Genomic DNA, 25845 nt, shown 5'->3' with positions numbered 1-25845 from the left:
GCCGCCGGCGGGCAACCACCGCCGAGGACGCCAGGTCGGGACCCGATCGCGGTAACCGTGACCTGGGCGGACATCGTTCGCCTAGTCGACCAGCACCCTCGGCTCGCGGTTGGACAGTCACAGATCGCCGCCGGACGCGGAGGCGTTCGGGCCGCTGGCGCCGCACCCAATCCGACGCTCGAGGCCAGCATCGGGCACGGCCGCGCTCGCGCTGGCAGCGACTCGATGGTCGAGTGGGGCCTGGCCCTGAACATCCCGCTCGGCTGGATCGCGCAGCGGCGCTCTCGGATCGACGCCGCCGAGGCCGAGCTGCATATGGCTGCGGCCGAGGCCAAGGCGGTCCGTCGGGAGGTCCTGCTCCAACTCGGCTCGCTCTTCTGGAACTTGGCCTACGACCAGGCCCGCGTGGACGCGCTCGTGGCGCTCGCGACGCAAACAGCGGGTTTCGCGCGCGCGGTGGGGATCAGGGTCACGAAGGGCGAGGCCCGACCCATCGAGCTGCCTCGCGTCGAGGTGGAGCGGGAGAAAGTCAGCGGCGAGCTCGAGGCGGCACGCATCTCGCTCGAGGCGCGGCAGGCACAGCTCTCGGTGTGGTTGGGTGCCCCGACGGGAAGGCGGATCACCGTCAGAGCGGAGTGGAACGGCATTCCGCCGCCGCTGGACCTGGGGACGGTGCGGGCCTGGACCCGGAAGCGCCACCCGCTTCTCTCAGTGGCCCAGGCCAAGGTTCGCGGGCTCGAGGCCGAGCTCCGGACCGAGAAGCTCGCGCGGGTGCCGCCCGTCACGATCTCAGGCTTCACCAACCACGAGCTGGACCGGCGCGTTTACGGCGCGGGCCTGTCAATCGAGCTCCCGATCTGGAACTGGAACTCGGGGAAGATCGCCCAGGCCAAAGCCCGGCTCGCCGTGGGTCAGCGGCAGCTCGCGGCCGCGAGGCTCGAGCTCGAATCCTCGGTCGTCGAGGCGGAGGCGGCCTGTCGCTCCGGATCGCGCCTCGCTGCCCGCTTCAAGAACGCCGTGCTGCCTCCCTCCGAAAAGTCGGCGGCCACGGTGGAGAGAATGTACCTCCTCGGAGAGGCGAGCCTGCTCGAGGTCATCGACGCGCGGCGCACCTTGCTCGACGCCCGCCGGTCGTACCTCGGGACCCTCGCCCAGGCCCAGATCGATTGCAGCCGCCTGCGGGCGATCGTCGGGAAGGAGCTGCCATGAGAAGCCATCGAATCGCTGGCATCGTCGTCATCGCCCTCGGTGGGGCGTGGTCCTGCAACAAGGGCAGCCAACGCACCTCCGAGTCAACCTCGCCGAAGTCGGAAGCCAAGGCCAGCCCGAAGGCCAATGAGTCAGACGGTCACGGGCACGGCGGACACGACGACGGCAAGGAGGCCAAAAGACCCTCCGATCTCGATCGCCCGGTGGCGGAGCTCTTCGCGGCAACCTGCGAGCACAAGAAGAAGACCTTCGAGTGCGGCGAGTGCCGCTACGAGATCGGCGTCGTCCGGGCGCCGCGGAGCCTGCTCGACGGCGGCCTGATCAAGATCGCCAAGGCGGCCCGGCAGCGAGTGGCCGCGCCGGTAACCCTGAGCGGAGAGGTGCGCTTCGACGAGCGGCGCGTCGCCCACGTCAGCACGCAGACGGAGGGGATCGTGAAGGCCGCGTTCGTCCGACTCGGCGACCTCGTCAAGAAAGGCCAGCCGATGATCGAGCTCCAGAGCGTGGCGGTCGGCGAGGCCCAAGCCTCGTTCCTCGAGGCGCAGGCGACGCGGGAGCTCGCGCGACGGAACTACGAGCGGGTGGCCGCGCTGCGCAAGGAGAACATCGCCTCCGAGAAGGAGTACCTCCAGGCGCGACAGGAGCTCGAGGCGGCCAAGATCCGGCTGGAGGGCGCGCTCGGCAAGCTCACCCGCCTCGGTATGGGCAGCGGCGCGGCGAGCGGGCTTACCCAGTCGAGCGCCCGCGGGCGGCTCGTGCTCCGCGCCCCGGTCGACGGCTCGGTCCTCATCCTGCACGCTGTGCCGGGCGAGATCGCCAAGACCCAGGAGTCCCTGGTGACGGTCGGCGACAACGCCAGGGTCTGGGTCTGGGCCAACCTCTACGAGCGCGACATCGCCACCGTGACCGAGGCCCAGGCCAAACAGAAGCTCGCCGCGGCGGTCGCGGTCAAGGCCTACCCGAAAGAGGAGTTTGCCGGGACGGTTGACTTCCTGAGCCCCGCGATGGACGAGGCGTCGCGGACCGTGAAGGTCCGGGTGGAGGTGAAGAACCCGGACCGACGGCTGCTCGCCGGCATGTTCGCCACGGTCAAGCTCTTCCTCCCGGGGAACGACGAGGCGCTTACTGTCCCCAAGGAGGCGGTGCTCGAGGACGAGGGCCGGTCGTTCGTCTTCATTCACCATCACGGCGACTACTACGTGCGGCGCCCGATCACACCGGGGCGGACCTGGGCCGGCCTGGTCGAGATACGCAAGGGCCTCTCCGCGGGTCAGGAGGTCGTTGGTGACGGCGCCTTCCTCATGAAGTCCGACGTGCTGCGCTCGAAGATGGGCGCGGGCTGCGCGGATTGAAAGGGGAGACCGCCGTGAAAAAGATCACTTTCCTTCTGAAGAACCGGCTCCTCGTGCTCCTCGGCACCGCGGTCCTCGTCGCCGCGGGCGTCTTCGCCTGGCTACACCTGCCGATCGATGCCTTCCCGGACGTGACCAACACGCAGGTCATGATCCTCTCGAAGTCCCCCGGGCTCGCGGCGGTCGACGTCGAGCAGCGGGTGAGCTACCCCATCGAACAAGTGATGCGCGGCCTGCCTCGCGTGAAGCAAGTGCGGTCGCTGTCCAAGGCCGGGCTCTCGCAGGTGGTCATTATCTTCGAGGACGGCGCGGATACCTACTGGACCCGTCAGGTCGTCTTCGAGCGCCTCAGCATGGCGCGCGAGCAGCTTCCTCCGGGCGTGGACCCCGAGCTGGGGCCGATCTCCACTGGCCTCGGTGAGATCCTCCAGTACACGCTAGAGGGCGACCGGAAGGGCGCGATGGAGCTGCGCACGGTCCAGGACTGGATCGTCTCGCCGCTGCTCAAGCCTATCTCCGGGGTGAACGAGGTCAACAGCTTCGGCGGCGAGGTCAAGCAGTACCAGGTCTTGGTATCGCCCGAGAAGCTCGTCAAGTACGGCCTGACCGTCAACGACGTCGTGGGGGCTGTCGAGCAGGGCAACGCCAACGCGGGTGGGGGCGTCGTGGTGCGAGGCTGGGAGCAGCTCTACATGCGCGGCGTGGGCCTGCTCAAGGACATCCCGGACATCGAGCGCATCGTGCTCAAGTCCAAGGACGGCGCGCCGGTCTACGTGCGGGACGTGGCGGAGATCGTCATCGGCGCCGAGCCCCGCCAGGGAGCGGTCTCGCGAGACGGCAAGGGCGAGGTCGTGGCCGGCATGATCATCATGCTCAAGGGCGCGAACTCCCAGGACGTCGTCAGCCGGGTCAAGGAGTCGATCAGCAAGATCCAGAGCACGCTCCCCGAGGGGGTACGCCTCAACGTCTTCTACGACCGGACCTCGCTCATCGAGGCGTGCATCAAGACCGTGGTCGACGCGCTCCTCGAGGGCGGCATCTTCGTCATCCTGATCCTCTTTCTGTTCGTCGCGGAGTTCAGGACCGCGCTCATCGTCGTGTTCTCGCTGCCGCTCACCTTCCTGGTGAGCTTCATCTTCATGGGCTCGGCAGGCATCAGCTCGAACCTGATGAGCCTCGGGGGTCTGGCGTTCTCCGTCGGCATGGTGGTCGACGCCTCGATCGTGGTCGTCGAGAACATCCGGAGGCACCTCGCGCACCGGACCGAGAGGGAGCACAAGCGCCGGGTGGTGGCCGAGGCGCTCCGCGAGGTCGCGCGGCCGGTCGCCTTCTCGGTGCTCATCATCGCCATCATCCTGGTCCCGCTCTTCACCCTGCAGGGGATCGAGGGCAAGATGTTCGCTCCGCTCGCGGCGACCATGCTCATCGCGCTCCTGGTCTCGCTCGTAGTGGCGCTGACCGTCATCCCCGTCCTCTCGGAGATCTTCCTCAAGCAGACCCCCGAGAAGGAGTTCGGCTTCATCCGTCGCTTTCACCGGGCCTACGTGCGGCTGCTCGGCCGCGCGGTACGGCGCCCGGGCGTGACGCTCGGGATCTCGGGCGGCGTGCTCGTCGCCTCGCTGGTGCTCCTCCCCTTCATGGGCACGGAGTTCATGCCGCCGCTCGACGAGGGCTCCATCGCGGTCAACGTGGTGCGGCTTCCGAACGCCTCGCTCGACGGTTCGGTGAAGGTCGCGACCTTCATGGAGCAGCGCCTGCGCAAGTTCCCCGAGGTCGAGGCCGTGGTGAGCAAGACCGGCCGCGCCGAGATCTCGGAGGACCCGATGGGGCCGGAGCAGACGGACGTGTTCATCATGCTCAAGCCGCGCAAGACGTGGGGCACAGGACGTGACAAGGCGGCCCTGGTCGAGGTCATCCAGAAGGACCTCGCGCAGATCCCGGGCCTACGCTTCTCGTTCTCGCAACCGATCGCGCTCCGGGTGAACGAGCTCATCTCCGGCGTCAAGAGCGACCTCGCGGTCAAGGTCTTTGGCCCGGACCTCGAGGTGCTCAAGAAGTTCGCGGATCGCGCCGCGTCGGTGCTGCAAGGGATCGAGGGCGCACGGGATGTGAAGGTCGAGCAGGTGTCCGGAATGAACCAGCTCGACGTGGTCATCGACCGCGAGGCGGTGGCCCGGCACGGCATCAAGATCGGCGACGTCAACGCCGCGATCGAGACCACCGTCGCGGGCAAGAAGGCCACGACCATGATCGAGGAGCAGCGCCGATTCGCGGTGGTCGTGCGGTTCCCCGAGTCCGCGCGAGGCGACATAGCGGAGCTCGAGCGGCTGCTGGTCACGGCCCCGGCCGGCGAGCGCGTGCCGCTCTCCCAGATCGCGAAGTTTCAGATCGTCGAGGCGCCCGCGCAGGTGAGCCGCGAGAACGGCATGCGGCGCGTGGTGGCCGAGGCCAACATCCGCGGCCGCGACCTGGGCGGGTTCGTGAGCGAGGTCCAGGCCAAGCTCGCACCCCTCGTGAAGGAGCTGCGGTCCGGCTACTACGTGGAGTACGGGGGCCAGTTCGAGAACCAACAGCGCGCCATGCGCCAGCTCGCCATCGTGGTTCCGGTAGCGCTCCTCTTGATCATGGTGCTGCTGTACATGGCGCTCGGGTCGATCTGGAGCTCCCTGCTCGTCCTGCTCAACCTGCCGTTCGCGCTCGTCGGCGGGGTAATCGCCGTCGTCGCCTTCCAGATGCCGGTGTCGGTGTCTGCCGCGGTCGCCTTCATCGTGCTCCTCGGCATCGCCGTCCAGAACGGCGTCGTCCTCGTGGCGTTCTTCCGCCAGCTCCGCGAGCAGGGAGAATCCGTGGCCGAAACCGTGACTAAGGGCTGTGACCTCCGCTTCCGCCCGCTACTCATGACCGCGCTCACGAGCTTCATCGGCCACCTGCCGATGCTCTACGCGACGGGCTCCGGGGCGGACATCCAGAAGCCTCTCGCCGTGGTGGTCATGGGCGGGCTCATCACCTCGACGCTGCTCACGCTCATCGTGCTCCCGACGATCTACTCGCTGTTCGCAACCCGCTTCGCCCTTGCCAAGGCAGAGATCGAGCCGTAGCAGACGGAAGGGAGGCACCATGCCGGCAGAATCAAAGAACGAGCCCGCGGCGCTGCGATTCAAGATCCGAGGCATGGACTGCGCCGAGGAGGTCACGGCCCTCAAGCGCGAGCTCGTGCCGCTTTGCGGCGGCGAGGAGCGCATCGTCTTCGATGTCCTGCGCGGCAAGATGACGATCGCCCCCGGGGCGCCGCCGGTCACCGCGCAAGCCATCCGCGAGGCGGTGGGCCGAACCGGGATGGAGGCCCTGCCCTGGTCCGAGGCCAGCCCTGGTCCGGTCAGCGGCTGGGCGCGGCATGGCCGCCTCTGGATGTGCGCGGCGAGCGGCCTTCTTCTCCTCGGTGGCTTCGTGGTGCAGGCGCTGCTGCGTGGCGGGGTGGTCCAGGCGCTCGCCGGCAAGGCCCAGGCGCTCCCCTGGTGGGCGGTCCTTCCCTACCTGGGCGCGGCGATCTCGGGCGCCTGGTTCATCCTGCCGCGGGCGCTGCTCGCGCTGCGCAAGCTGCGGCCCGACATGAACCTGCTCATGACCATCGCCGCGGCCGGCGCCGTGGCCATTGGCGAGTGGTTCGAGGCCGCGACCGTCACCTTCCTCTTCTCCCTGGCGCTGCTCCTCGAGAGCTGGAGCGTGGGTCGGGCGCGGCGGGCGATCCAGGCGCTGGTGGCCGTCACCCCGCCCATGGCCCGCCTCCGCTCCGGACCGGAGGCACCTGTTACCGAGAGAGCCGTCGCCGAGGTGCCGGTCGGCGCGACAGTCCTGGTGCGGCCCGGCGAACGCGTGCCGCTCGATGGGGTGCTGCTCGCCGGGACCACCGAGGTCGATCAGTCGCCAATCACCGGCGAGTCGCGGCCGGTGCCCAAGACGGTTGGGGACCAGCTCTTCGCCGGCACCATCAACGGCGACGGGGCGATCGAGCTCCGGACGACTAGCACCCTCGAGGACACGCAGCTCTCCCGCATCGTCCGGATGGTGGAGGAGGCGCAGTCCCGCCGCGCCCCTAGCGAGCAGTGGGTGGAGCGCTTCGCGCGGATCTACACGCCCGTCATGCTGGCCCTCGCCGTGCTCCTCGCCACCGTGCCTCCGCTCATCGCGGGGGGTGGCTGGGGCCGCTGGCTCTATCAGGCCCTCGTGCTCCTCGTGATCGCCTGCCCCTGCGCGCTCGTGATCTCGACCCCCGTGAGCGTCGTCTCGGGCCTGACCGCCGCCGCCAGGGCGGGCATCCTGATCAAGGGCGGCGCGTTCCTCGAGACCGCGGCTCATCTGAAGGGCATGGCTCTCGACAAGACCGGCACTCTGACCCACGGCCGCGCTCGCGTGCAGAAGGTCCTGCCGCTCAACGAACACACGGAGGGCGATCTTCTGCGTATCGCGGCAGCCCTGGAGTCGAACTCGACCCATCCGCTGGCCCGAGCCGTCCTGGACTACGCCGCCAAGGCGCTCGTCGAGGCCAAGCCCGCCGAGAGCTTCCAAGCGCTTCAGGGCCTGGGCGCGGAGGGGGTCGTCGATGGGACGCGGTACTGGATCGGCAGCCACCGGCTGCTCGAGGAGCGGGGCCAGGAGACGCCCGAGATTCATCAGCAGGCAGCCACGCTGGAGGACGCTGGCCACTCGCTGGTGGCGATCGGCAATGACCGACACGTGTGCGGCCTGATCAGCGTCGGAGATGGCGTCCGCGAGGCGGCGGACGGAGTCGTGCGTGCTCTGCACGACCTGGGCTTGGAGAAGGTCGTGATGCTGACGGGCGACAACCGGCACACAGCCGAGGCTGTTGGGGTTGCCACCGGCGTCGACGAGATCAAGGCCGAGCTCCTTCCGGGAGACAAGGTCAAGGCAGTCGAGGACCTTGCCCGTCGCCTGGGCGTCGTGGCAATGGTGGGTGACGGGGTCAACGACGCGCCGGCTCTGGCGGCGAGCTCACTCGGGATCGCCATGGGAGGGATCGGCACCGCGGCCGCCGTGGAGACCGCCGACGTGACCCTGATCGCCGATGATCTCGGCCGGCTCCCCTGGCTTGTCGAGCACGCCAGACGAACCCTGCGCGTCATCCACCAGAACATCTACTTCGCCCTCGGTGTGAAGGCGCTGTTCCTGGTCCTCGCTGCCGCCAATCTCGCCACCCTATGGATGGCCATCGCCGCTGACATGGGCGCGTCGCTACTCGTCGTGGCGAACGGCCTCAGACTCCTAAGCAGCGGCGTGAAAGGTGACATCGGGAAGCGTGCGGCAAATGCGGATGCCAGTCCTGCCCACGCGGCCGCCGTACCCAAGCGACTACCGGACAAAGGGAGAGATTGCTGGCCAAGCTAACGGAGCGAACGGGGTGATCGTCGAAGACTGATGATGGTATATGAAGATTGACGCTCGGCCAAAGCCGCCAAGCCGACCGAGCGTCAATGGAGGAAACGATGAAGAAGAGCGTACCTGAAGTTCGCATTGTCAGGAAGGTACTGCTCGAGGAGCCCGGGAAGCTTCCGATTGAACTGCCATCGGGACGAGTCCACTTGACGCACTTCCACGAGGCCAAGCCTCGCCCCACGGCGTGGCTGATCGACGGCCTCATCCCAGAGGATTCCTGCGTCGTCATGGGTGGGCAGGAGAAGGCGGGAAAGACGTGGCTCTGCTTCGACATCGCTATCGCTCTGGCGACACGCGGGCGCGTGCTGGACCGTTGGCGGGCCACCCGGAGCGGGCGAACGTTGATCGTATCGCCAGAAGGCAGCCCGAACGCCCGCTGCAATAGGCTCTACGGTCTGTGCTGGGGCAGGAAGGTCGCGCCGGAGGCCGTCGGGCCGTTACTCCCAATCTGGCCAGGTCGCATCGACCTGCACAGCAAGGAATCGATGGGACAACTTCGGGCCACTCTCGAGGCAGAGCAGCCCGACCTCCTGGTGATCGATCCCTTTGTCACGGCGACGAGCGGGTTGGATGAGAATACTGCGGGCGACATGCAGGCCGTCCTCAACCAGATCCGCGACCTTCGCGAGTTCAGCCGTGGGATGTCGATCGTCGTCACCCACCACGAGAGCAAGCGGGCTGGTATGCGCTCGCCGCTTCAGTCTCTACGCGGTTCGAGCACGCTCGGAGCCTGGCTTGACGGACTCATTCGGGTGCAAAGGGAGTCCGACGACGCGGCCTCGCCGAGGCGCGTTGACGTGGAGCATCGAGACAACGCGCCCGCCGACCCGGCGGGATTCACCCTGGAGTTCACCGATGGCAAGGTGAAGGACGTGCAGACCGTCCGGTTGCGCACCTGTGATCCCCCCGCGCCACATGGAGGCACCCGCCGGAGGACAGGCGAGAACCATGAGCGGCTCGTTTCTCTGATAATTCGTCATCCTGGCAAGTACGATGCGACGGCTGCGGGAAAGCTGCTGAATCTCGAGGCCAAGCGCTCCCAAAGGCTGGCGAAGGATCTCTGCGAGCAGGACCGGCTCAGGCGGTCCGGCGGCAAGCTCATTCCCGGCCGAAAAGCCGACCGTAGCGGCGACAGCCGGCCCGGGAGCTCTGTCGCGGTGAGCAAGCGACGACACCCCTAAAGGGGATGTCTGTCGTCGCTTGCATCCTCCGGCTGCGACCCCGGTGCCCTACAAGAAGCGAGCAGGATCACGCCCAGCAGCTGCAATCCGCTCCACGCGCCCTTGCGTTGTCATCAATTCGTCTTGCAGAGCACGGTCAGGCACGACTGATCTCCATTCATCATGCACAGGTACCAGTCTTGGGCAGCTTCGACGAGAAACGATGTGTTTTTGAGCATCGTGTTGTCATCTTCGTTGGCCGAGTGTCCCACCCAGGTTCGATGCTTTCGCAGGTGGCGTCGTGGCGGACGGGGTGCACACGGTGCCGTCCGTTCGCCCGGTGGGCCGCATTGGGCTGCAAGTGCAGCCAGGTTCGTGCAGTGCCGGCGCTGGAGCGGTTCGTCCGCATCGTGCTCGGTCCTAAAGCGGGCGACCAGGACACGCTGCACACCCTGTTGGAGAAGGCGACGAGCAAGAGGCTGGGACTCATCACGCTGCCCTACGATGACCAGGCCGACGGGATCAAGAAGATCACGGCCGTGCGGAACACCATGCTGCATGGCAACTACGAGCAGGCCACCATGGCCACGGGGTGCGGCTCAGTCGCGGACTACTTCAAGACGCAGTTCGCCAGTGAGATCGACACGCTGTTCAAGATCCTGGACCACATCATGCGGCAGATCGCCCCGGCCACGGGCAGGCCGGTTGGAGCGTGAGGCGGGCGGTGGCAGCGACGCCCATCGTAGGACTTCCAGACCATGGAAGTCTAGTCATTGCATGTTGTTATGATATGCAAATGTGGTGCTTCCTGCCCGCCACCCATAGGGTGCCTGGGAGACGGCGAGCCTGGTCAGAACTCTCGCCAATCGCGAAGAGGACCGATGGCAGGAAGGTGGCTGATGGAGGCTCGTGCGCTACGCTAGACGTGCACCCGACAGGGCAACTACATGGCAGAACTAGACACCATCACCATCAAGGGCTTCAAGAGCATTCGGGCCATCGAATGCCTGCAGCTGGAGCCAGTGACCGTTCTGATCGGCCCGAACGGTTCGGGCAAGTCAAACTTCATCGGGGTCTTCGAGTTCCTGCATGCCATCCGCGAGGGGGCCCTTCAGGACTACGTCGCACGCGCCGGTGGGGCCGACAGAATCCTGCACTTCGGGTCTTCTGGAACAGAGGAAGTGCGACTTCACGTCTCGTTCACGGAGGGCGTTAATCAGTACGAGATCGCGCTCAAGGCCAGCGAAACGGACCAGCTCTACGTCAATGAGGAGTGGGTCTCGTTCTGGGACAAGCGCAAGTATCAGCAACCGTACAGCGAAAGCCTCATCCCCAACCATGGGGAAGCGGGAATCAGCAGCCCCGACTGCGGGCGGATCGGCAACTACGTTCGACGGCACCTGGGCAGCTGGCGCCTATTCCACTTCCACGACACCAGCTCAAAGTCGCCGATGAAGAAGACAGCCGACCTCAACGACAATCGATTCCTGCGCCCCAACGGGTCCAATCTCGCCCCCTTCCTCTACTTCCTTCGCGAGCAACACGAGACGTCATATCGGTTGATCCGGCGGACCGTTCAACGGGTGGCTCCTTTTTTCGATGACTTCCAACTCGAACCGCAGAAGTTGAATCCCGACAAGATTCGCTTGGAGTGGAAGCACAAGGGCTCTGACTCATACTTCGATGCTTCGTCCCTTTCCGACGGGACCCTTAGATTCATTGCCCTGACGGCTCTGTTCCTTCAGCCGGGTCCACTTCGGCCGTCTGTGGTGGTGGTCGACGAGCCAGAACTGGGCCTTCATCCATTCGCGATCACAATGCTTGCGTCGCTGGTGAAGCAATCGTCCGCCGAGACACAGGTCCTCCTGTCGACACAGTCGCCGGTGCTGCTGGATCACTTCGACCCGAAGCAGGTTCTGGTTGCGGACCGCATCAATGGGGCGACCGAGCTTGCTCCGCTGGATCCAGACAGGCTGGCTGCGTGGCTTGAGGACTACAGCCTAGGACAGCTCTGGGAGAAGAATGAGCTGGGAGGTCGACCGGCGACCGAGCGAAGAGATGACTAGACTTCTCATCCACGTCGAAGGTCAGACTGAGGAGACCTTCGTCAACGAGATCCTCCAGTCGCACCTCCTCAGCTACGGCTATCTGAAGGTGAGTGCTCGGCTGGTCGGCAACGCACGGCAGCGTGCGCGTCGGGGCGGGATATGCCCATGGAGCTCCGTGCGAGACGATATCCTCAAGCACCTCAAGGAGGACGCCGGCTGCCGTGCAACCACAATGGTGGACTACTATGCGCTTCCGCAGAACGGTGACAGGGCCTGGCCATCGCGGAAGGAGGCGGCGTCTCTGCCCTTCGCTCAGAGGGCTGAAGTCGTTGAGCGAGCACTGTTGAAGGACGTCGAGGAACAACTCGGCGACGCTCGCCGCTTCATGCCCTTCCTGGTCATGCACGAGTTTGAGGGATTGCTGTTCAGCGACTGCGCGGCGTTTGCCACCGGGATAGGACATCCCGGGCTCGAGAAGGACTTCCAAAACATCCGTGATGCGTTCGCCAGTCCCGAGGAGATCAACGACTCTCCGATCACTGCCCCCTCCAAGCGGGTTGTGTCCCTCGTGCCGAACTATGAGAAGCCGCTGATGGGATGCCTTGCGATCCTGGAGATCGGACTCGAACGCATCCGCGCCGAATGCCCACGGTTCAAGCTATGGCTTGAGCAGCTGGAAACTTGGCTGCTGTAGGTTGACGCACGGGTTCTGCTGGGAGGCTCGTCCTGATGTATCCGTTCAACGAATCGCGTGGGTACTTGGAGGCGGTGGGCTGCTATCACGTAGGTCATGGTTGGCGAGCGGCAGGAGGGTGGCCTGGCGGAAGATGTTGGCGGCGAGACGCTGCTGAGTGTCGCTCTGCTGGGAGGTTTGTTGCCAGTGGAGGGGGGAGAGGTCGAGGACGCGGCGTCTGGGCCAGCTGGGGATGAGGCAGAAGAGGTCGCGGAGGTAGCTCCAGGGTTCGATGGCGTGGAGCTGACAGCTGGCGAGGAGGGAGACGAAGGAGGCGTTGACCTCGGCCGCATCGTCGTTACCGACGAAGAGCCAGTTTTTACGGCCCACGGCCTCGCGGCGCAGCTCGCGCTCGCTCCAGTTGTTGTGCAGGGGCAAGCGGCCGTCCGCGAGAAAGCGCTCGAGCGCGGTCCTCTGGTTGCGGGCGTAGCCGATGCCCTTGCAGATCGGCGTCTCGTCGAGCACCAGCTCGGCCTGCTCCTCGCACCAGGAGAAAAACCTTTCGACGATGGGGCGGGACTCCGCCTGGCGGACGGCCAGGCGCTGCTCGGGCGAGCCGCGGGCGCGGGTGCGCTCGAGGCGGAAGAGTTCGTTGATCAGCGCGAGGGCCAGGCGCGCCCGGTCGGGGTCGGTGGCCAAGGCCTTGAAGAAGTAGCGGCGACAATGGGCCCAGCAGGCGACCTCCACGACCTGGCCATTCCGATAGAGGTGGTCGAAGACCGTGTGCGCGTCAGCGACGAGGTAGCCGCGGTAGTCGCCGAGCAGCCGGTCGACCCCGGCGGAATCGTGCTTGGGCGCATAGCCGAAGAGCACGTGCCTCTCGGGGGCTGCGACGACCCAGAAGTGCCCGCGGCGGCACTTCTCGTTGGCCTGGACCAGTACGCCGGTCGCGTCGGTGCAGAGGTACGGCGACGAGAGCGCGTCTTCCCACATCGCGTCGATCAGCGGCTCGACGAGCGCCGCCAGCTCGGCGTGCCAGGTGCAGATCGTCGAGCGCGCCAGCTCGAGCCCCTCGCGGCCGTAGATGCGCTCCAGCCGATGCAGCGGCAGGTGGTCCTGCCAGCGCCGGACGATGGTGTCCGCGAGGAGCCCCGGACCGGCGAGGCCGCGCTCGATGGGGAGCTCCGGGGGACTGGCCTGCAAGACCTCCGTCGCCGCGCAGCGCTCGCGCTCCTTCGGCACAAACTTCGGCTTGTGCGTGCGCACGACCACGAGCGAGGCCGGACGCCGCCGACCTGTACCGAGGGCGAGTCCACGAACGCGCAGGTGAAAGCCGCGCAGCGAACACGCGGCCTCACATGCAGGCCCCGGCCCCGGCGCCACCCAACGATTCGGCGGAGTCTCACTGCTCCCGCGAAGGGGGCCCCAGCCGCTCCCAGCCCGCCCAGGACCGGCCAAAAGGGCCCGCCCCACCCCTGGTCATTGCCAGGCCCTCCGACCGTTTGACGAGGGGTACAGAAGATCAACAATGATACCAGTGCGTTACTGGCATGTCGCCTAACATCACAAATGATACTCATTGGTTGGGCACATGATGGGTATCGACTACCGTTCGCTAGTGCATACTACAACCAATATGCTATCATCATACAATAACACCGAGGTGCCAAACGATGCGACGGACGAGGCCCCGACAACCTGCCAGCGGACGCAGGGCCATCGCGTATTGCCGGGTTTCGACCGAGGAGCAGGCTTCAGGAGGCGTGTCGATGGAAGCGCAGGAGCGTGCCCTCCGCGCCTACTGCGAGATGAGAGGGCTCGAGCTGGACATGGTCGTCCAAGATCCCGGCGTGAGCGCAGGGCGGCCCTTTGCCGAGCGCCCCGGTGGCAACTTGGTGCGCGAGCGTGTTGACCGGGGAGAGGTCGGGGCCGTGATCGCTTGGAAGCTCGACCGCCTCTTCAGGGATGCCGGCGACTGTCTAAACACGACGAGGGGATGGGACCAGCGGGGTGTGGCTCTTCACCTTGTCGATCTCGGCGGGCAGGCGGTCGATACGACCTCGGCGATGGGCCGGTTCTTCCTGACAGTCATGGCTGCCGGCGCCGAGATGGAGCGGAACCTCGTCTCGGAACGGACGAAGTTCGCTCTTGCCTCCAAGAAGGCGAAGGGAGAGAGGGTCGGTCGCATACCCCTCGGTCAGCGCCTTTCCGCAGACGGGAAGCACCTAGAACCAGACTCCGGCGAGCTGGATACGATCTCCCTCGTCAAGAAGCTATACGCCGAGGGCTGGACCCAACGACAGATCGCGGACCATCTCAACGCCCTCGGCAAGAGGGTTCGCGGGCGGCGATGCGTAAGCTCGCCGTGGAGACAACCCACTATCAGCAGGCTGCTTCGGCGTGAGGGGAACTGAAGTGGGAAGGAGAAGAACACGATGCCCAAGAAGACGATAGTCGGAGACGAGGCGAAGACAACCACCACGCTGCGTCTCACCGATGAGATGGTGGAGCGCGCGGATACCCTCGCGGCCAGGCTGGGAATCACACGGGCGGCCGTGCTCCGAATGTCGCTCATGAAGGGCTTGAACGCGATGGAGGCGGAGTGCGGACCAGTGTACGTCCCCATTATCCGCAAGGTCGTGGACCCCGCGGTCCCCGGGGGGGTTCGGGGAAGGAAACCCGACGAGCCGGGCGACGAAGAGAGCGTGACTCCAAACGCCGACGCGGATCTCGGTAAATGTCGCAAGAAGGGTAAGTCATGAAGCCACGCAAGGTCGAGGTCTACCCGGTCCCCATCATCCGAGTGCCCGTCGGAGGGCTCCGGCGCAGGAAGCCGCCTCCGCTCACACGCGATGCCGACATGGCCGCGGTCTTCCACCGCACACTCGAGGAACCAACGACGGGTGAAGGCGCAGCCAGTGCATCCTGGAAGCCAGCGCGCACGGCCGGCGGCCAAGACAACCCGGTGAGGATCGTCAGGCTCCTCGTCGGGGCAACGACGGCGTCCCAGTCGCCCAAGGGAACAGAGGCGCACTGGCGCACGATCGGGCGGCTCAACGCCATCATGGCCCAGCGGCTCGTGTGCGGAGCGTGTGACGGGGGTGCCGACGGCAACAAGGTGTCATGCAGCGCTGCTTGCCCTCACTTCGAGCGCTGCGAATCGCGGGTCGCGTAGCTGAAATGCGCGCTGGCATCTACATCCGCAAGAGCCGGGAGGACAAGAGCAAGCCCGCGTTGAGGCTCGACGCCCAGCGCAACCAACTTCCTGCGGTGGCCGAGCGCAGGGGATGGGAGGTCGTCGTCGTGGAAGACGACGGCTTCGCCTCAGGGCAGGACCAAGCCCGGCTTCCCGGGCTCCAGCGGATCATCGCCGCGATCAAGCAACGGAGATTGGACGTCGTACTTGCCATCGAGCACACGCGCTTCAGCCGCGACGAGACCGCCAGACAGTCGCTTGAGTTCATCGAGCTGTGCCGCGCAAACGGGGTGAAGGTGGCGACCCCCGATGCTGTCTACGATCCCGACGAGCATCTGCAATGGTTCAACCTCTACCTCGCGGGCGGGCTCTCAGCGGTCGAGATGCGGCAGATCAGGCGCAGGATGGCCGAGGGCCGAGCCGAGGCGAGGCACCAGGGCAGATGGGCGGGCGGCCACCCGCCTCTCGGCTACACCCTCGGGGAGCACGGGCTTGAGCTGAGCAAGGATGCCGGTCGCGTGGAACAGGTGGTGCGCGCAGCGTTGGAGCAGGCGGCCTCCGGTGCGGCCAGAGCGACGGGAATCCCCGTCGGTACGGTCCGCAGGATGCTCAGGCCGCGCCGCTTGAACTTCTACGCTGGGTACCAGGACGATGGAACGGGCAACCTCGTCCGGGGCCAATGGCCTCCCATCATGGATCTGGATCTCGTTAGGCGAGTGCTGCTGGCCAAGAGCCGACGGAACGCCCGCGGCGGAAAGAGCACGACCGCTGCGCACCTCCTGACCGGCCTCGGCATCCTTCGATGCGGTCATTGCGAACGCAGCATGAAGACCTGGAAGGACCACAAGAAGAACCCGCGCACCGGCGAGCCATACGACCGGCCCACGTACTACGGCTGTGCAAGCAGGACCGAGGTGGCGGCCGAGTGTCCCGGCCGCAAGATGGTCCGCGCGGAGATCCTGGAGAGGAGGGTTCTGGAAGATGTCGAAAGGCGTCTCAGCGACCGTGCGGCGCTCAAGAGGGCCTTCGATGCCTACCGCCGCGCTGCCGACCTCGGGGGCGGAAGGAATCTGGAAGCCGAGCGCGACGCCAGCCGGAAGGCGAAACAGAGACTCGTGCGGGCCGTGGCCGAGGGCGTGATCTCCTTCGAGGATGCCAGGCCAGAACGAGAGCGCCTCGACATGGACCTCGCGCGGATCGACGAGCAACTGAGCGAGGCCAGGCTCGGACCGATCTCTCCCGACTTGATCCCCCGCGCGGTGCGCCTCGACGTCTTGAGCTTCGACGAGAAGCGCGAGTACCTTTGCGCGTGCCTGGAGAGCATCCGGGTACGGCTGCCGTTCGTGTACCTCGACTATCGGTTCGCCGTGCTGGGGAGCGGAAAGACGCGAGCGAGGCTGGAACTCTGATGCGGAAGGATGATCAGGGCATTTGCGGGGAGGCGCTCGTTCTACCGACTGAGCTACCTGGGCGTAGCGTCGGTGCCGGCCGATGTTGCGAGCCGTGACGGCCGCTTGTCTAGCAGGCTTTGGGGGGCGAGGTCAACCTCGTGGACGTCTCGGTTCGCGTGGAGGTGTCCGCTCGCTGCGACATGTCTCAGGGGGCGGACAACGGCCGTTGGTTTTCGGACGCTCTCTCGCGGAGTGCGATGGGGGCTCTCGTCATCACCTCGCATCCTCGCTCGGGAATTCGCCCCGGCACACCCGCTGCACTACGGGCGCTCGAGGAGGGTTTCGTCATGCGCGTGAGGTCGCGATTTCTCGTCGGAGCGGGGCTGGCCGTGACACTCGGCAGCGCGTCGTCGGCGCTCGCCGAGGGGCAGGGTTTCAACTTCGCGAACGTGCCGGTGCACGCGCGGGGCGAAGGCGCGGGTGCGCGCGCGGGGATGCCGCTCTACCTGGTGAACCGGCCGGTCGCGGTGCGCTTGCCCGCGCGGCAAACGCCCGAGCAGAGCCCGACGCCGGTGACGACGGGCCCGGTGCTCCTCTCGCCGAAGCCGCAGGTGGCGCGCTGCGAGAAGCCGTGGGCGAACTTCTGCACGTGGGTCACGACGGTCACCGAGACGCGCATCGCGCCCCGACGGGTGGACCCCTGGGAAGGGAGTCTCGGCGGCTTCAAGCGCGGGGATCGGCTGCGCATCGAGACGCAAGAGAAGTCGGCGGTGCTCGAGCTCCCCGGAGTGTGCGGCGAGAACGGCCGCCTGGAGGTGCTGCCCTGGCGCCTCGAGGGCGTGGATGCCGGCGCGCTGCGCCGTGCGGTGACGAGCGCCCTGCGCTTCGTGCCGTTCCGCGAGATCCTGGACGCCCCGGTTCCCGAGCCGGTCTTCGACGCCTTCGGGCAGGTCGGGCACACCGCGCCGCTGAAGCTCGCGGGCCCCGAGACGCTCGCCGTGCACACGCCCGTGCGGGTCTCCGCCGTGTGCACCGTCGGAGGTTCCCGCCGCGTGGCCTACGCGAACGCGCAGGGCAAGCGCACCGAGTGGAGCTCGACGGAGAAGCAGATCCAGATGCCGCTCCCGGGCGGCGGCTACGAGCGCGGCTACACGCGCGTGATCACCGAGACGGTGCACTCGGGGCGGCAGCAGCGCCACTATCAGCCGTGGGTCGTGGACGGGAACGTTTTCGCCACGCCGGCCTACCAGGCTGCGACCGGAGAGCGCCAGGCCGACCTGCTCTTCCTCGCGGCGCTTCCCATCGGTGCGCGTGTCTCCGTCACGAACGTGGACATGGAAGGGCGCTGGATGGCCGGCCACACGCTGACGACGCGCGTGAAGAGCGGCACGGGCTCGCTGAAGCTGGCCATCCCTGCACCCGAGGCCGGGGCGACCTACCGATTGGCGGTGCACTTCCCGGGGAGCCTCGACGCGTCGAACACCACGCGGCTCACGCACACCTTCCAGCTCCCGGGGGCCAGCGACAGCCGCGTGCAGCAGCACGGCCTGGCCTACTATCGTCTTGGGCTCGGGATGGGTCAGCTCGAGACCCTCGAGGTCCGGCCGTAGTCACCGGCCGGGAGTCCGCGCAGGGCTAGCGGGGCTTGGGCAGGGTCGGGGGGTAGCGGAGCGCCACGTACTGCGGGGCGGCGAGGCGAGAGGCGGCGCGGCGCGTTCGGCTCCAGTGCACGAGCGCACCCAGGGACGAGACGAGGCCTGCGCCGAGGAACAGAGCCACCAGAGCAACCAACAGCAGCGGCATCGCAACCTCCGTACCTATCTACTACGTGGCCGAGCTCGGCTCCTTCGATCAGCCGAATCCGCCGGGAATCGTCGGTTCACCCCGTCGGGTGGCTGCTCGGCGCCACCGCTTGTCAGTAGAGCAAGTCCTGTGCCTGTAATCGGCCACGCCGAATCAACACCTTAGGTCGTGCCCCCTCAGTCTTTCGGCGCGCCTGCGCCAAATGCCGGATCCCTGTGCCAGGGGTGCGCCTGCCTGCCCCGGGGCCGGGCTTCCCGCCTGACGCCTGCAGGCGGCGAACGCGGTGCGTCGGAATTTTGGGCGGAGCCCCTAGGCGCAGGACGTCGGCTGGCGTAAAACCCTTCGACCCCGCGGGCCGCAGGTTGGCGCGGCGCGACGCGTCCACGGGGCGCCCGGCCTCGGCGGGTCGGCGCGGGAGACGACAGGGGTGAGGTGGCGCGTGGGATCAGCTCTCGGCAGACCTTCACACAGCAAGGGAGACACGAGCATGAGGCGGACGTTCTCGGCCCTCGGGGTGGTCGCTTTCTTGGGCCTCGGCGCGGGTTGCGTGGACAACGCGGCGCGCGTCGAGGACACGCAGAAGACCTGCACGGACGGTGAGGACAACGACAAGGACGGCCTCATCGACTGCGACGATCACGACTGCAAGACGCTCGAGCAGTGTAAGGGGAATACGGGCGGGGAGACCTGCGGCAACGCGAAGCTCGACCCCGAGGAGAAGTGCGACACGAAGATCCCCGACGGGCAGCCGGGCTCCTGCCCCGCGCGATGCGACGACGGGGTGGCCTGCACGGCGGACGGGGTGAAGGGGGCGGGAACCTGCGCGGCCGTCTGCGCGAGCGAGCCCACCACCGCGTGCAAGGGGGGGGATGCCTGCTGCCCGCAGGGGTGCGACGCGAAGAGCGACAGCGACTGCTCGGGGAGCTGCGGCAACGGGGGCGTCGAGCCGCCGGAGAAGTGCGATACGAAGATTGCCGAAGGTCAGCCGGGCGCGTGCCCGTCGAGCTGCGACGACGGCGCCTCCTGCACCGAGGACAAGCTGCTGAACGCGGGGAGCTGCGACGCCGTGTGCGCTTTCACGGCGATCACCGCGTGCAAGGGAGGCGACGGCTGCTGTCCGACGGGCTGCGACGCGAAGTCGGACAGCGATTGCTCGCCCACCTGCGGCAACGGCACCGTCGAGCCTCCGGAGCAGTGCGACACCAAGATCCCGTCGGGACAGTCGGGGGCCTGCCCCACGGGCTGCGACGACGGCAACGCCTGCACGCAGGACACGCTGCTCAACCCAGGTACCTGCGGCGCGACGTGCACCTCGACGGCGGTGACGCAATGCAAGGGGGGCGATGGATGCTGTCCGTCGGGGTGCAACGCGCTCTCCGACGGCGATTGCTCGGCCACGTGCGGTAACGGCACCGTCGAGCCGCCGGAGAAGTGCGATACCAAGGTCGCGGCCGGACAGCCGGGGGCGTGTCCGACGGCCTGCGACGACGGCAACTCCTGCACGCAGGACAAGCTCCTGAACGGCGGGACCTGCGCCGCCGGGTGCAGCCAGAGCGCGATCACGCAGTGCCGGAGCGGGGACGGCTGTTGCCCCGTCGGGTGCAACGCGCGGAGCGACAGCGATTGCTCGCCGAGCTGCGGCAACGGCGTGGTGGAGGTGCCCGAGCGCTGCGACACCAAGATCCCCGTCGGACAGGTGGGCGCCTGCCCGACGAGCTGCAACGACCAGAACGCCTGCACACAGGACACGCTGCTGAACGGCGGGACCTGCGCGGCCACGTGCAACTCGGTGGCCATCACGCAGTGCAAGGCCGGGGACGGCTGCTGCCCGACGGGCTGCAACGCCCTGTCCGACGCGGACTGCTCGGCGAGCTGCGGCAACGGCGTGGTGGAGCCGCCGGAGAAGTGCGACACCAAGATCCCCGCGGGACAATCCGGGGCCTGTCCCACGCGGTGCGACGACGGCAGCGCGTGCACGCAGGACGCGCTGCTCAACGGCGGGACCTGCGCGGCCCAGTGTTCCTCGACGGTGATCAACCAGTGCAAGGCCGGCGATGGCTGCTGTCCGGTGGGCTGCAACGCGCTCTCCGACACGGACTGCTCGCCGACCTGCGGCAACGCCGTGGTGGAGCCGCCGGAGAAGTGCGATACGAAGATCCCCGTCGGACAGGCGGGCGCCTGCCCGGTGGGCTGCAACGACCAGAACGTGTGCACGCAGGACACGCTCCTGAACGGCGGGACCTGCTCGGCGACGTGCAACTTCAGCGTGATCACGCAGTGCAAGGGAGGCGACGGCTGCTGCCCGGTGGGGTGCAACGCGGTCACCGACGGCGATTGCTCGCCGACCTGCGGCAACGGCGTCGTCGAGCCGCCCGAGGTATGCGACATCAAGATCCCGATCGGACAGGCGGGCGCCTGCCCGGTGGGCTGCAACGACCAGAACGTGTGCACGCAGGACACGCTCCTGAACGGCGGGACCTGCGCGGCCACCTGCAGCTACACGACGATCACGCAGTGCCAGGCCGGCGACGGTTGCTGTCCCGTGGGGTGCAACGCCAACACGGACAGCGATTGCACCTCGCAGTGCGGCAACGGCGTGCTCGAGCCGAAAGAGCTCTGCGACACGGCCATTCCACCGACGATGAAGGGCTCGTGCCCCACCGCGTGCACCGACGGGAACGTGTGCACGACCGACCTGCTGCTGAATCCCGGCACCTGCCTGGCCCAGTGCAGCTTCACGGTGATCACGCAGTGCCAGGCGGGGGACGGGTGCTGTCCTCCGGGCTGCAACGCGGCCACCGACGGAGACTGCGCGGCCGTCTGTGGCAACGGGGTGCTCGAGCCGACGGAAAAGTGCGACATCAAGATTCCACCCACGTCGGTCGGGGCCTGCCCGCAGGGGTGTGGTGACCAGAACGTGTGCACCACGGACACGCTGCTCAATCCGGGGACCTGCCAGGCCCAGTGCGTCTACACGCCGATCACGCAGTGCCAGAGCGGGGACGGCTGTTGCCCGAGCGGCTGCTACAAGAACACCGACAGCGACTGCGCCGCCTGCGCGCCGGGGACGCACGACTGCAACGGGAAGTGCGTGAGCGACTGCTTCGTGGGCAGCTGCGGCTCGCTCTGCGTGACCTGTCCCGCTCCGGCGTACGCCACCCCTGCCTGCGTGAACTGCAAGGCCTGCGACTTCACCTGCGGGCCGGGGCGCGAGAAGTGCCCCGCGAGCCCGACGCAGTGCCGCCTGACGTGGGGGGACGGCTCCGATGGGGCGTTCAATACCAACGACTACCCGAGCGACGGCACGCGGGACATCTATCTGCCGCTCGGGATCACGCGGAACGCGCGGTCCTTCGTGGTCAACACCGACGCGTCGCCGCGCTACGGGACGTACAACTTCAAGTCCATCTACGTGGCGCTCGGCGATACGCTGACCGGCGTCGGCACCCGGCCCGTGATCCTTCGCAGCACCGAGGGGCTGACGCTGAGCGGGGCGATCGACGTGAGCGGCCTGCCCGGCAAGCTGACTCGGACGGGGAGCGCTCCGGGCGGAGCCGGAGGACCGGGGGCCGGCGCGGGGGGCGCGGGTCTCGTGAACTGCTGCCAGGGCTCTACCGGTGGAGGGATCGGCGGCGGTGGCGGCGCGAACACGCTCGCGGCCTCTACGAGTGACTGCGTGTGCGGCATCGGGTGCGGCGGGTCCTTCGCCACGGTGGGCGGGAGCGCCGACTACGGCAAGTCGGGGTGCCGCGCGGGAGCCACGTACGCCTTCCTGGACGGCTCGGGGAGCCTTCGCGGCGGCTCCGGAGGCGGCGGCGCGGGGGCGAACCAGTGCACGATCACCCTCGCGGGCTCGTCGGGCGGCGGCGGCGGCGGTGGCGCCCTGCGCATCGTCACGGCGGGTTCGATCTACATCGCGAGCGGGACGATCGCCTCGCGCGGCGGCGTGGGAGGTTCGGCGGCTGGCGGCGGCGGGTCCGGCGGCGCCATCGAGCTCGTGGCTCGGGGCACGATCATCAACAACGGGCTCATCATCGCCACCGGCGCAGCGGGCTGGCCCGGCGCGCCGAGCAGCTGTCAGGGGGCCCTGCAGGGAGGCGACGGCGTGATCGCGATCTACACCGCGTCGGGCATGTCGGGGAACGGCAAGATGTCCCCGACGCCCACCAAGAGCGACGGGCTCCCCTCGGGCTGCGAGAAGTAGCCCTCCTCGACAACTCCCGGCATTGAAGCTAGAACGCAGCTCGACCTGAGCTGTGGGAGGGGACGATGCGCGCTGTTTTCTGGGCCTGGGGAATCGTCGTTCTGTGCGGATTGGCGACGGGCTGCGCGGACAACGCCAGCCGCGCGGAGGACACGCAAAAGACCTGCACCGACGGGGACGACAACGACAAGGACGGCCTCGTCGACTGCGACGATCACGACTGCAAGACCCTCGAGCAGTGCAAGGGCCTGACGGGGGGGCAGACCTGCGGCAACGGCGTGGTCGAGGGGGACGAGCTCTGCGACACGAAGATCCCCGAGGGGCAGCCGGGGGCCTGCCCGGGGAAGTGCGACGACGGCCAGGGGTGCACGGCGGACTCGTTGAAGGAGGGCGGGACGTGCAAGGCGGCGTGCGCGCACGAGGTGATCGCGAAGTGCCAGGGGGGCGACGGTTGCTGCCCGAAGGGGTGCGACGCGGCCTCGGACAGCGACTGCTCGGGCGCGTGCGGTAACGGGGCGGTCGAACTGCCCGAGCTGTGCGACACGAAGATCCCCGCCGGGCAACCTGGGGCCTGTCCGACGAAGTGCGACGATGGCCAGGCCTGCACCGCGGACGAGCTGCTCGGCGGCGGGACCTGCGACGCGAGCTGCCGCGCGACGGTTATCGTCGAATGCGGAAGCGGGGACGGCTGCTGCCCGACGGGGTGCGAGGCGAAGACCGACGGGGACTGCTCGGCGAGCTGCGGCAACGGGGTCGTCGAGGCCCCGGAGACGTGCGATACCCAGATCGCCGCGGGACAACCGGGGGCCTGCCCGACGAGCTGCGACGACGGCAACGCCTGCACGCAGGACAGCCTGCTCAACGGCGGGACCTGCGGGGCCACGTGCAGCGCGCCCACGATCACGCAGTGCAAGGGGGGCGACGGGTGCTGCCCGACGGGGTGCACCAAGCTCTCCGACGGCGACTGCTCCGCGACCTGCGGCAACGGGACGGTGGAGCCGCCGGAGAAGTGCGACACCAAGATTGCCATCGGCCAGCCGGGGGCCTGCCCGATCGGCTGCAGTGACGGTAACGCCTGCACGCAGGACAGCTTGCTCAACGGCGGAACCTGCGGGGCGGTGTGCAGCTTCGCCGCGATCTCGCAGTGCAAGGCCGGCGACGGTTGCTGCCCCGCGGGGTGTAACGCGCTCTCCGACAGCGATTGCTCGGCGAGCTGCGGTAACGGCGTCGTCGAGGCGCCGGAGAAGTGCGACACACAGATCGCTCCCGGGAAGGCCGGGGCGTGCCCGGTCGGCTGCGGCGACGGCAACGCGTGCACGCAGGACGTGCTCTTGAACGGCGGGACCTGCGCGGCGACCTGCGTCTTCAACGCGATCACGCAGTGCAAGGCGGGGGACGGCTGCTGCCCGACGGGGTGCAATGCGAACTCCGATTCTGATTGCTCGCCGAGCTGCGGCAACGGGGTGGTCGAGGCGTCGGAGCGGTGCGACACCAAGATCGCCATCGGCCAGCCGGGGGCCTGCCCGATCGGCTGCAGCGACGGGAACGTGTGTACGCAGGACGTGCTGCTGAACGGCGGGACCTGCGCGGCGAGCTGCGCCTTCAACGCGATCACGCAGTGTCGGGCGGGGGACGGCTGCTGTCCGACGGGGTGCAATGCGAACACGGATTCTGATTGCGCGCCGCGCTGCGGGAACGGCGTGCTGGAGGCGCAGGAGGCGTGCGACACCGCGATTCCGACGGGGCAGACGGGGGCCTGTCCAGTGGGCTGCAGCGACGGCAGCGTGTGCACCGCGGACGCACTGCTGAACCCGGGCACCTGCCTCGCGCGGTGCAGCTTCACCGTGATCACGCAGTGCCAGGCGGGGGACGGGTGCTGCCCCCCGGGGTGCAACGCGGCGACCGACGGGGATTGCTCGGCGGTCTGTGGTAACGGGGTGCTGGAGCCGAGCGAGCGCTGCGACACGCAGATCGGCGCGGGGCAGACGGGGGCCTGTCCGACGAGCTGCAACGATCAGAACGCCTGCACGCTCGACGCGCTGCTCAACCCGGGCACCTGTCAGGCCCAGTGCAGCGCCACGGCGATCACCCAGTGCACGAGCGGCGACGGCTGCTGCCCTTCCGGGTGCTACCGCAACACGGATAGCGATTGCGCGAGCTGCGCGCCGCAGACCCACAACTGCAACGGGCAGTGCGTGAGCGACTGCCAGGTGGCGACCTGCGGCACCGCATGCTCGCCCTGCTCGGCGCCGCTCTACGCCACGCCCACCTGCAACTGCCTGGGGTGCGACTTCACCTGCGGCCCGGGACGCGAGAAGTGCCCGAGCTCGCCCACGCAGTGCCGGCTTGCGGCGGGGGACGGCTCGGACGGGGACTTCAACACGAGCAACTACCCCGACACGGGGGCAAACGATGGCGCGCTGCCCCCGGGGATCACGCGCTCCGGTCGGTCTTTCGTGGTGAACACCGACGCGGCGCCGCGCTACGGGACCTACAACTTCGGGACGATCACCATCTCTCTCGGCGACGAGCTCATCGTGCCCACCGAGCAAACTGGCCTCTCTCGGCCTCCGCAGCGCACGAGGCCGCTCGTGCTGCGTGCGACGGGGGGGCTGACGGTCACGGGGCAGATCCGGGTGAGCGGTGGAGACTACCTGTACCAGGAGGGCTGGTCCTCGGCCCGGTCCGGCGTGGGGGGGCCCGCGGGAGGATCGGGAGGGGACAACCTGGTCAACTGCTGCCAGGGCGCCAACGGCGGTGGGCTCGGTGGCGGAGGTGGCGCGAACAGCCTCGCGGCGTCCACGGCGGGCTGCGTGTGCGGCGCGGGGTGCGGGGGCTCGTTCGGCACCGTGGGTGGCAGCGCGGATTTCGGGACCTCGGGGTGTCGGGCTGGGGCCACCTACTCGCACCTCGACGCGCAGGGGAGCCTGCGCGGGGGCTCGGGCGGTGGCGGCTACGGGCTCGGGAGCTGCGCGTCTCCGAGCGGGCAGTACAATGGCGCCGGGGGTGGTGGTGGGGCTCTGCGCATCGTCACGGCCGGCTCCGTCTATCTCGCGAGCGGCGCCATCGAAGCGCGAGGCGGCTACTTCGGTGGCTCGGGCGGGGCGATCGAGATCGTGACGCGCGGGCAGCTCATCAACAACGGACGCGTGGACGCGACGGGGGCGCCGGGGATGGCGGGGAGCCCGAGCACCTGTCCTGCCGTCGGACAGCAGTTTCTCCGCGGCGGGGACGGCGTGATTGCGCTCTACGCCGCGGGGGGGCGGTCGGGTAACGGCACGTACGCGCCCACGCCCATCACGAGCGACGGGCTCCCCTCGGGCTGCGAGTAGGGGCCCGGCCCGGGAGCACCTGCTCG

General features: G+C 68.0%; 16 protein-coding genes. 14 read left to right on the top strand and 2 right to left on the bottom strand.

Annotated features, from left to right (window positions below; genetic code table 11):
- Positions 1 to 57: 57 nt before the first annotated feature.
- The 8 genes from IT371_11865 (at position 58) to IT371_11830 (ending at position 11914) form a co-directional block, all read left to right on the top strand.
- Entirely contained in the window at positions 58 to 1209 is a 1152-nt protein-coding gene (locus IT371_11865) for a TolC family protein (protein MCC6748349.1), read from the top strand.
- Entirely contained in the window at positions 1206 to 2561 is a 1356-nt protein-coding gene (locus IT371_11860; protein MCC6748348.1) for an efflux RND transporter periplasmic adaptor subunit, read from the top strand. The genes IT371_11865 and IT371_11860 overlap by 4 nt, the downstream gene beginning before the upstream one ends.
- Before the next feature lie 14 nt (positions 2562 to 2575).
- The gene (locus tag IT371_11855) at positions 2576 to 5659 is read left to right on the top strand and encodes an efflux RND transporter permease subunit (protein ID MCC6748347.1); all 3084 of its coding nucleotides are present in this window, start codon (positions 2576 to 2578) and stop codon (positions 5657 to 5659) included.
- Positions 5660 to 5678: 19 nt separating this feature from the next.
- A complete protein-coding gene (locus IT371_11850) occupies positions 5679 to 7964 on the top strand; it encodes a heavy metal translocating P-type ATPase (protein MCC6748346.1) in 2286 nt (761 codons plus the stop codon).
- Positions 7965 to 8062: 98 nt separating this feature from the next.
- A complete protein-coding gene (locus tag IT371_11845) occupies positions 8063 to 9193 on the top strand; it encodes an AAA family ATPase (protein ID MCC6748345.1) in 1131 nt (376 codons plus the stop codon).
- A gap of 329 nt (positions 9194 to 9522) precedes the next feature.
- Positions 9523 to 9888: a hypothetical protein gene (locus IT371_11840; GenBank protein MCC6748344.1), complete on the top strand. Its 366-nt coding sequence runs from the start codon at positions 9523 to 9525 to the stop codon at positions 9886 to 9888.
- Between the two features lie 231 nt (positions 9889 to 10119).
- The gene (locus IT371_11835) at positions 10120 to 11238 is read left to right on the top strand and encodes an AAA family ATPase (protein ID MCC6748343.1); all 1119 of its coding nucleotides are present in this window, start codon (positions 10120 to 10122) and stop codon (positions 11236 to 11238) included.
- Positions 11231 to 11914: a DUF4276 family protein gene (locus tag IT371_11830; protein ID MCC6748342.1), complete on the top strand. Its 684-nt coding sequence runs from the start codon at positions 11231 to 11233 to the stop codon at positions 11912 to 11914. Before IT371_11835 ends, IT371_11830 begins: the two co-directional genes overlap by 8 nt.
- A gap of 45 nt (positions 11915 to 11959) precedes the next feature.
- Here the strand turns inward: IT371_11830 and IT371_11825 are convergent, their stop codons facing one another.
- Entirely contained in the window at positions 11960 to 13159 is a 1200-nt protein-coding gene (locus IT371_11825) for an IS66 family transposase (protein MCC6748341.1), read from the bottom strand.
- Between the two features lie 407 nt (positions 13160 to 13566).
- On the opposite strand from IT371_11825, the gene IT371_11820 reads away from it, so the two are divergent.
- The 4 genes from IT371_11820 (at position 13567) to IT371_11805 (ending at position 18090) form a co-directional block, all read left to right on the top strand.
- Positions 13567 to 14307, top strand: a complete 741-nt coding sequence (locus IT371_11820) for a recombinase family protein (GenBank protein MCC6748340.1) — start codon at positions 13567 to 13569, stop codon at positions 14305 to 14307.
- Positions 14308 to 14328: 21 nt separating this feature from the next.
- Positions 14329 to 14655: a hypothetical protein gene (locus tag IT371_11815; GenBank protein MCC6748339.1), complete on the top strand. Its 327-nt coding sequence runs from the start codon at positions 14329 to 14331 to the stop codon at positions 14653 to 14655.
- Positions 14656 to 15073: 418 nt separating this feature from the next.
- Positions 15074 to 16498 carry a recombinase family protein gene (locus IT371_11810; GenBank protein MCC6748338.1) on the top strand — a complete coding sequence of 475 codons (1425 nt, stop codon included), beginning with the start codon at positions 15074 to 15076 and terminating at the stop codon, positions 16496 to 16498.
- 329 nt (positions 16499 to 16827) lie between these two features.
- Positions 16828 to 18090 carry a hypothetical protein gene (locus IT371_11805; protein MCC6748337.1) on the top strand — a complete coding sequence of 421 codons (1263 nt, stop codon included), beginning with the start codon at positions 16828 to 16830 and terminating at the stop codon, positions 18088 to 18090.
- Between the two features lie 25 nt (positions 18091 to 18115).
- Here IT371_11805 and IT371_11800 read toward each other — a convergent pair whose 3' ends face one another.
- On the bottom strand, positions 18116 to 18283 hold the full coding sequence (locus tag IT371_11800) for a hypothetical protein (GenBank protein MCC6748336.1): 168 nt from the start codon (positions 18281 to 18283) through the stop codon (positions 18116 to 18118).
- 487 nt (positions 18284 to 18770) lie between these two features.
- Here IT371_11800 and IT371_11795 point away from each other — a divergent pair, with 487 nt between their 5' ends.
- Together IT371_11795 and IT371_11790 are read left to right on the top strand one after the other, a co-directional pair.
- The gene (locus IT371_11795; GenBank protein MCC6748335.1) at positions 18771 to 22487 is read left to right on the top strand and encodes a hypothetical protein; all 3717 of its coding nucleotides are present in this window, start codon (positions 18771 to 18773) and stop codon (positions 22485 to 22487) included.
- A 65-nt stretch (positions 22488 to 22552) separates the two neighbouring features.
- The gene (locus IT371_11790) at positions 22553 to 25819 is read left to right on the top strand and encodes a hypothetical protein (GenBank protein ID MCC6748334.1); all 3267 of its coding nucleotides are present in this window, start codon (positions 22553 to 22555) and stop codon (positions 25817 to 25819) included.
- Positions 25820 to 25845: the final 26 nt, after the last annotated feature.

This window comes from Deltaproteobacteria bacterium (genome assembly GCA_020848905.1).
Taxonomy (GTDB): domain Bacteria; phylum Myxococcota_A; class Polyangia.
The sequence above is the reverse complement of the archived record's forward strand: the minus strand, read 5'-3'. Positions and strand labels throughout refer to the sequence as shown.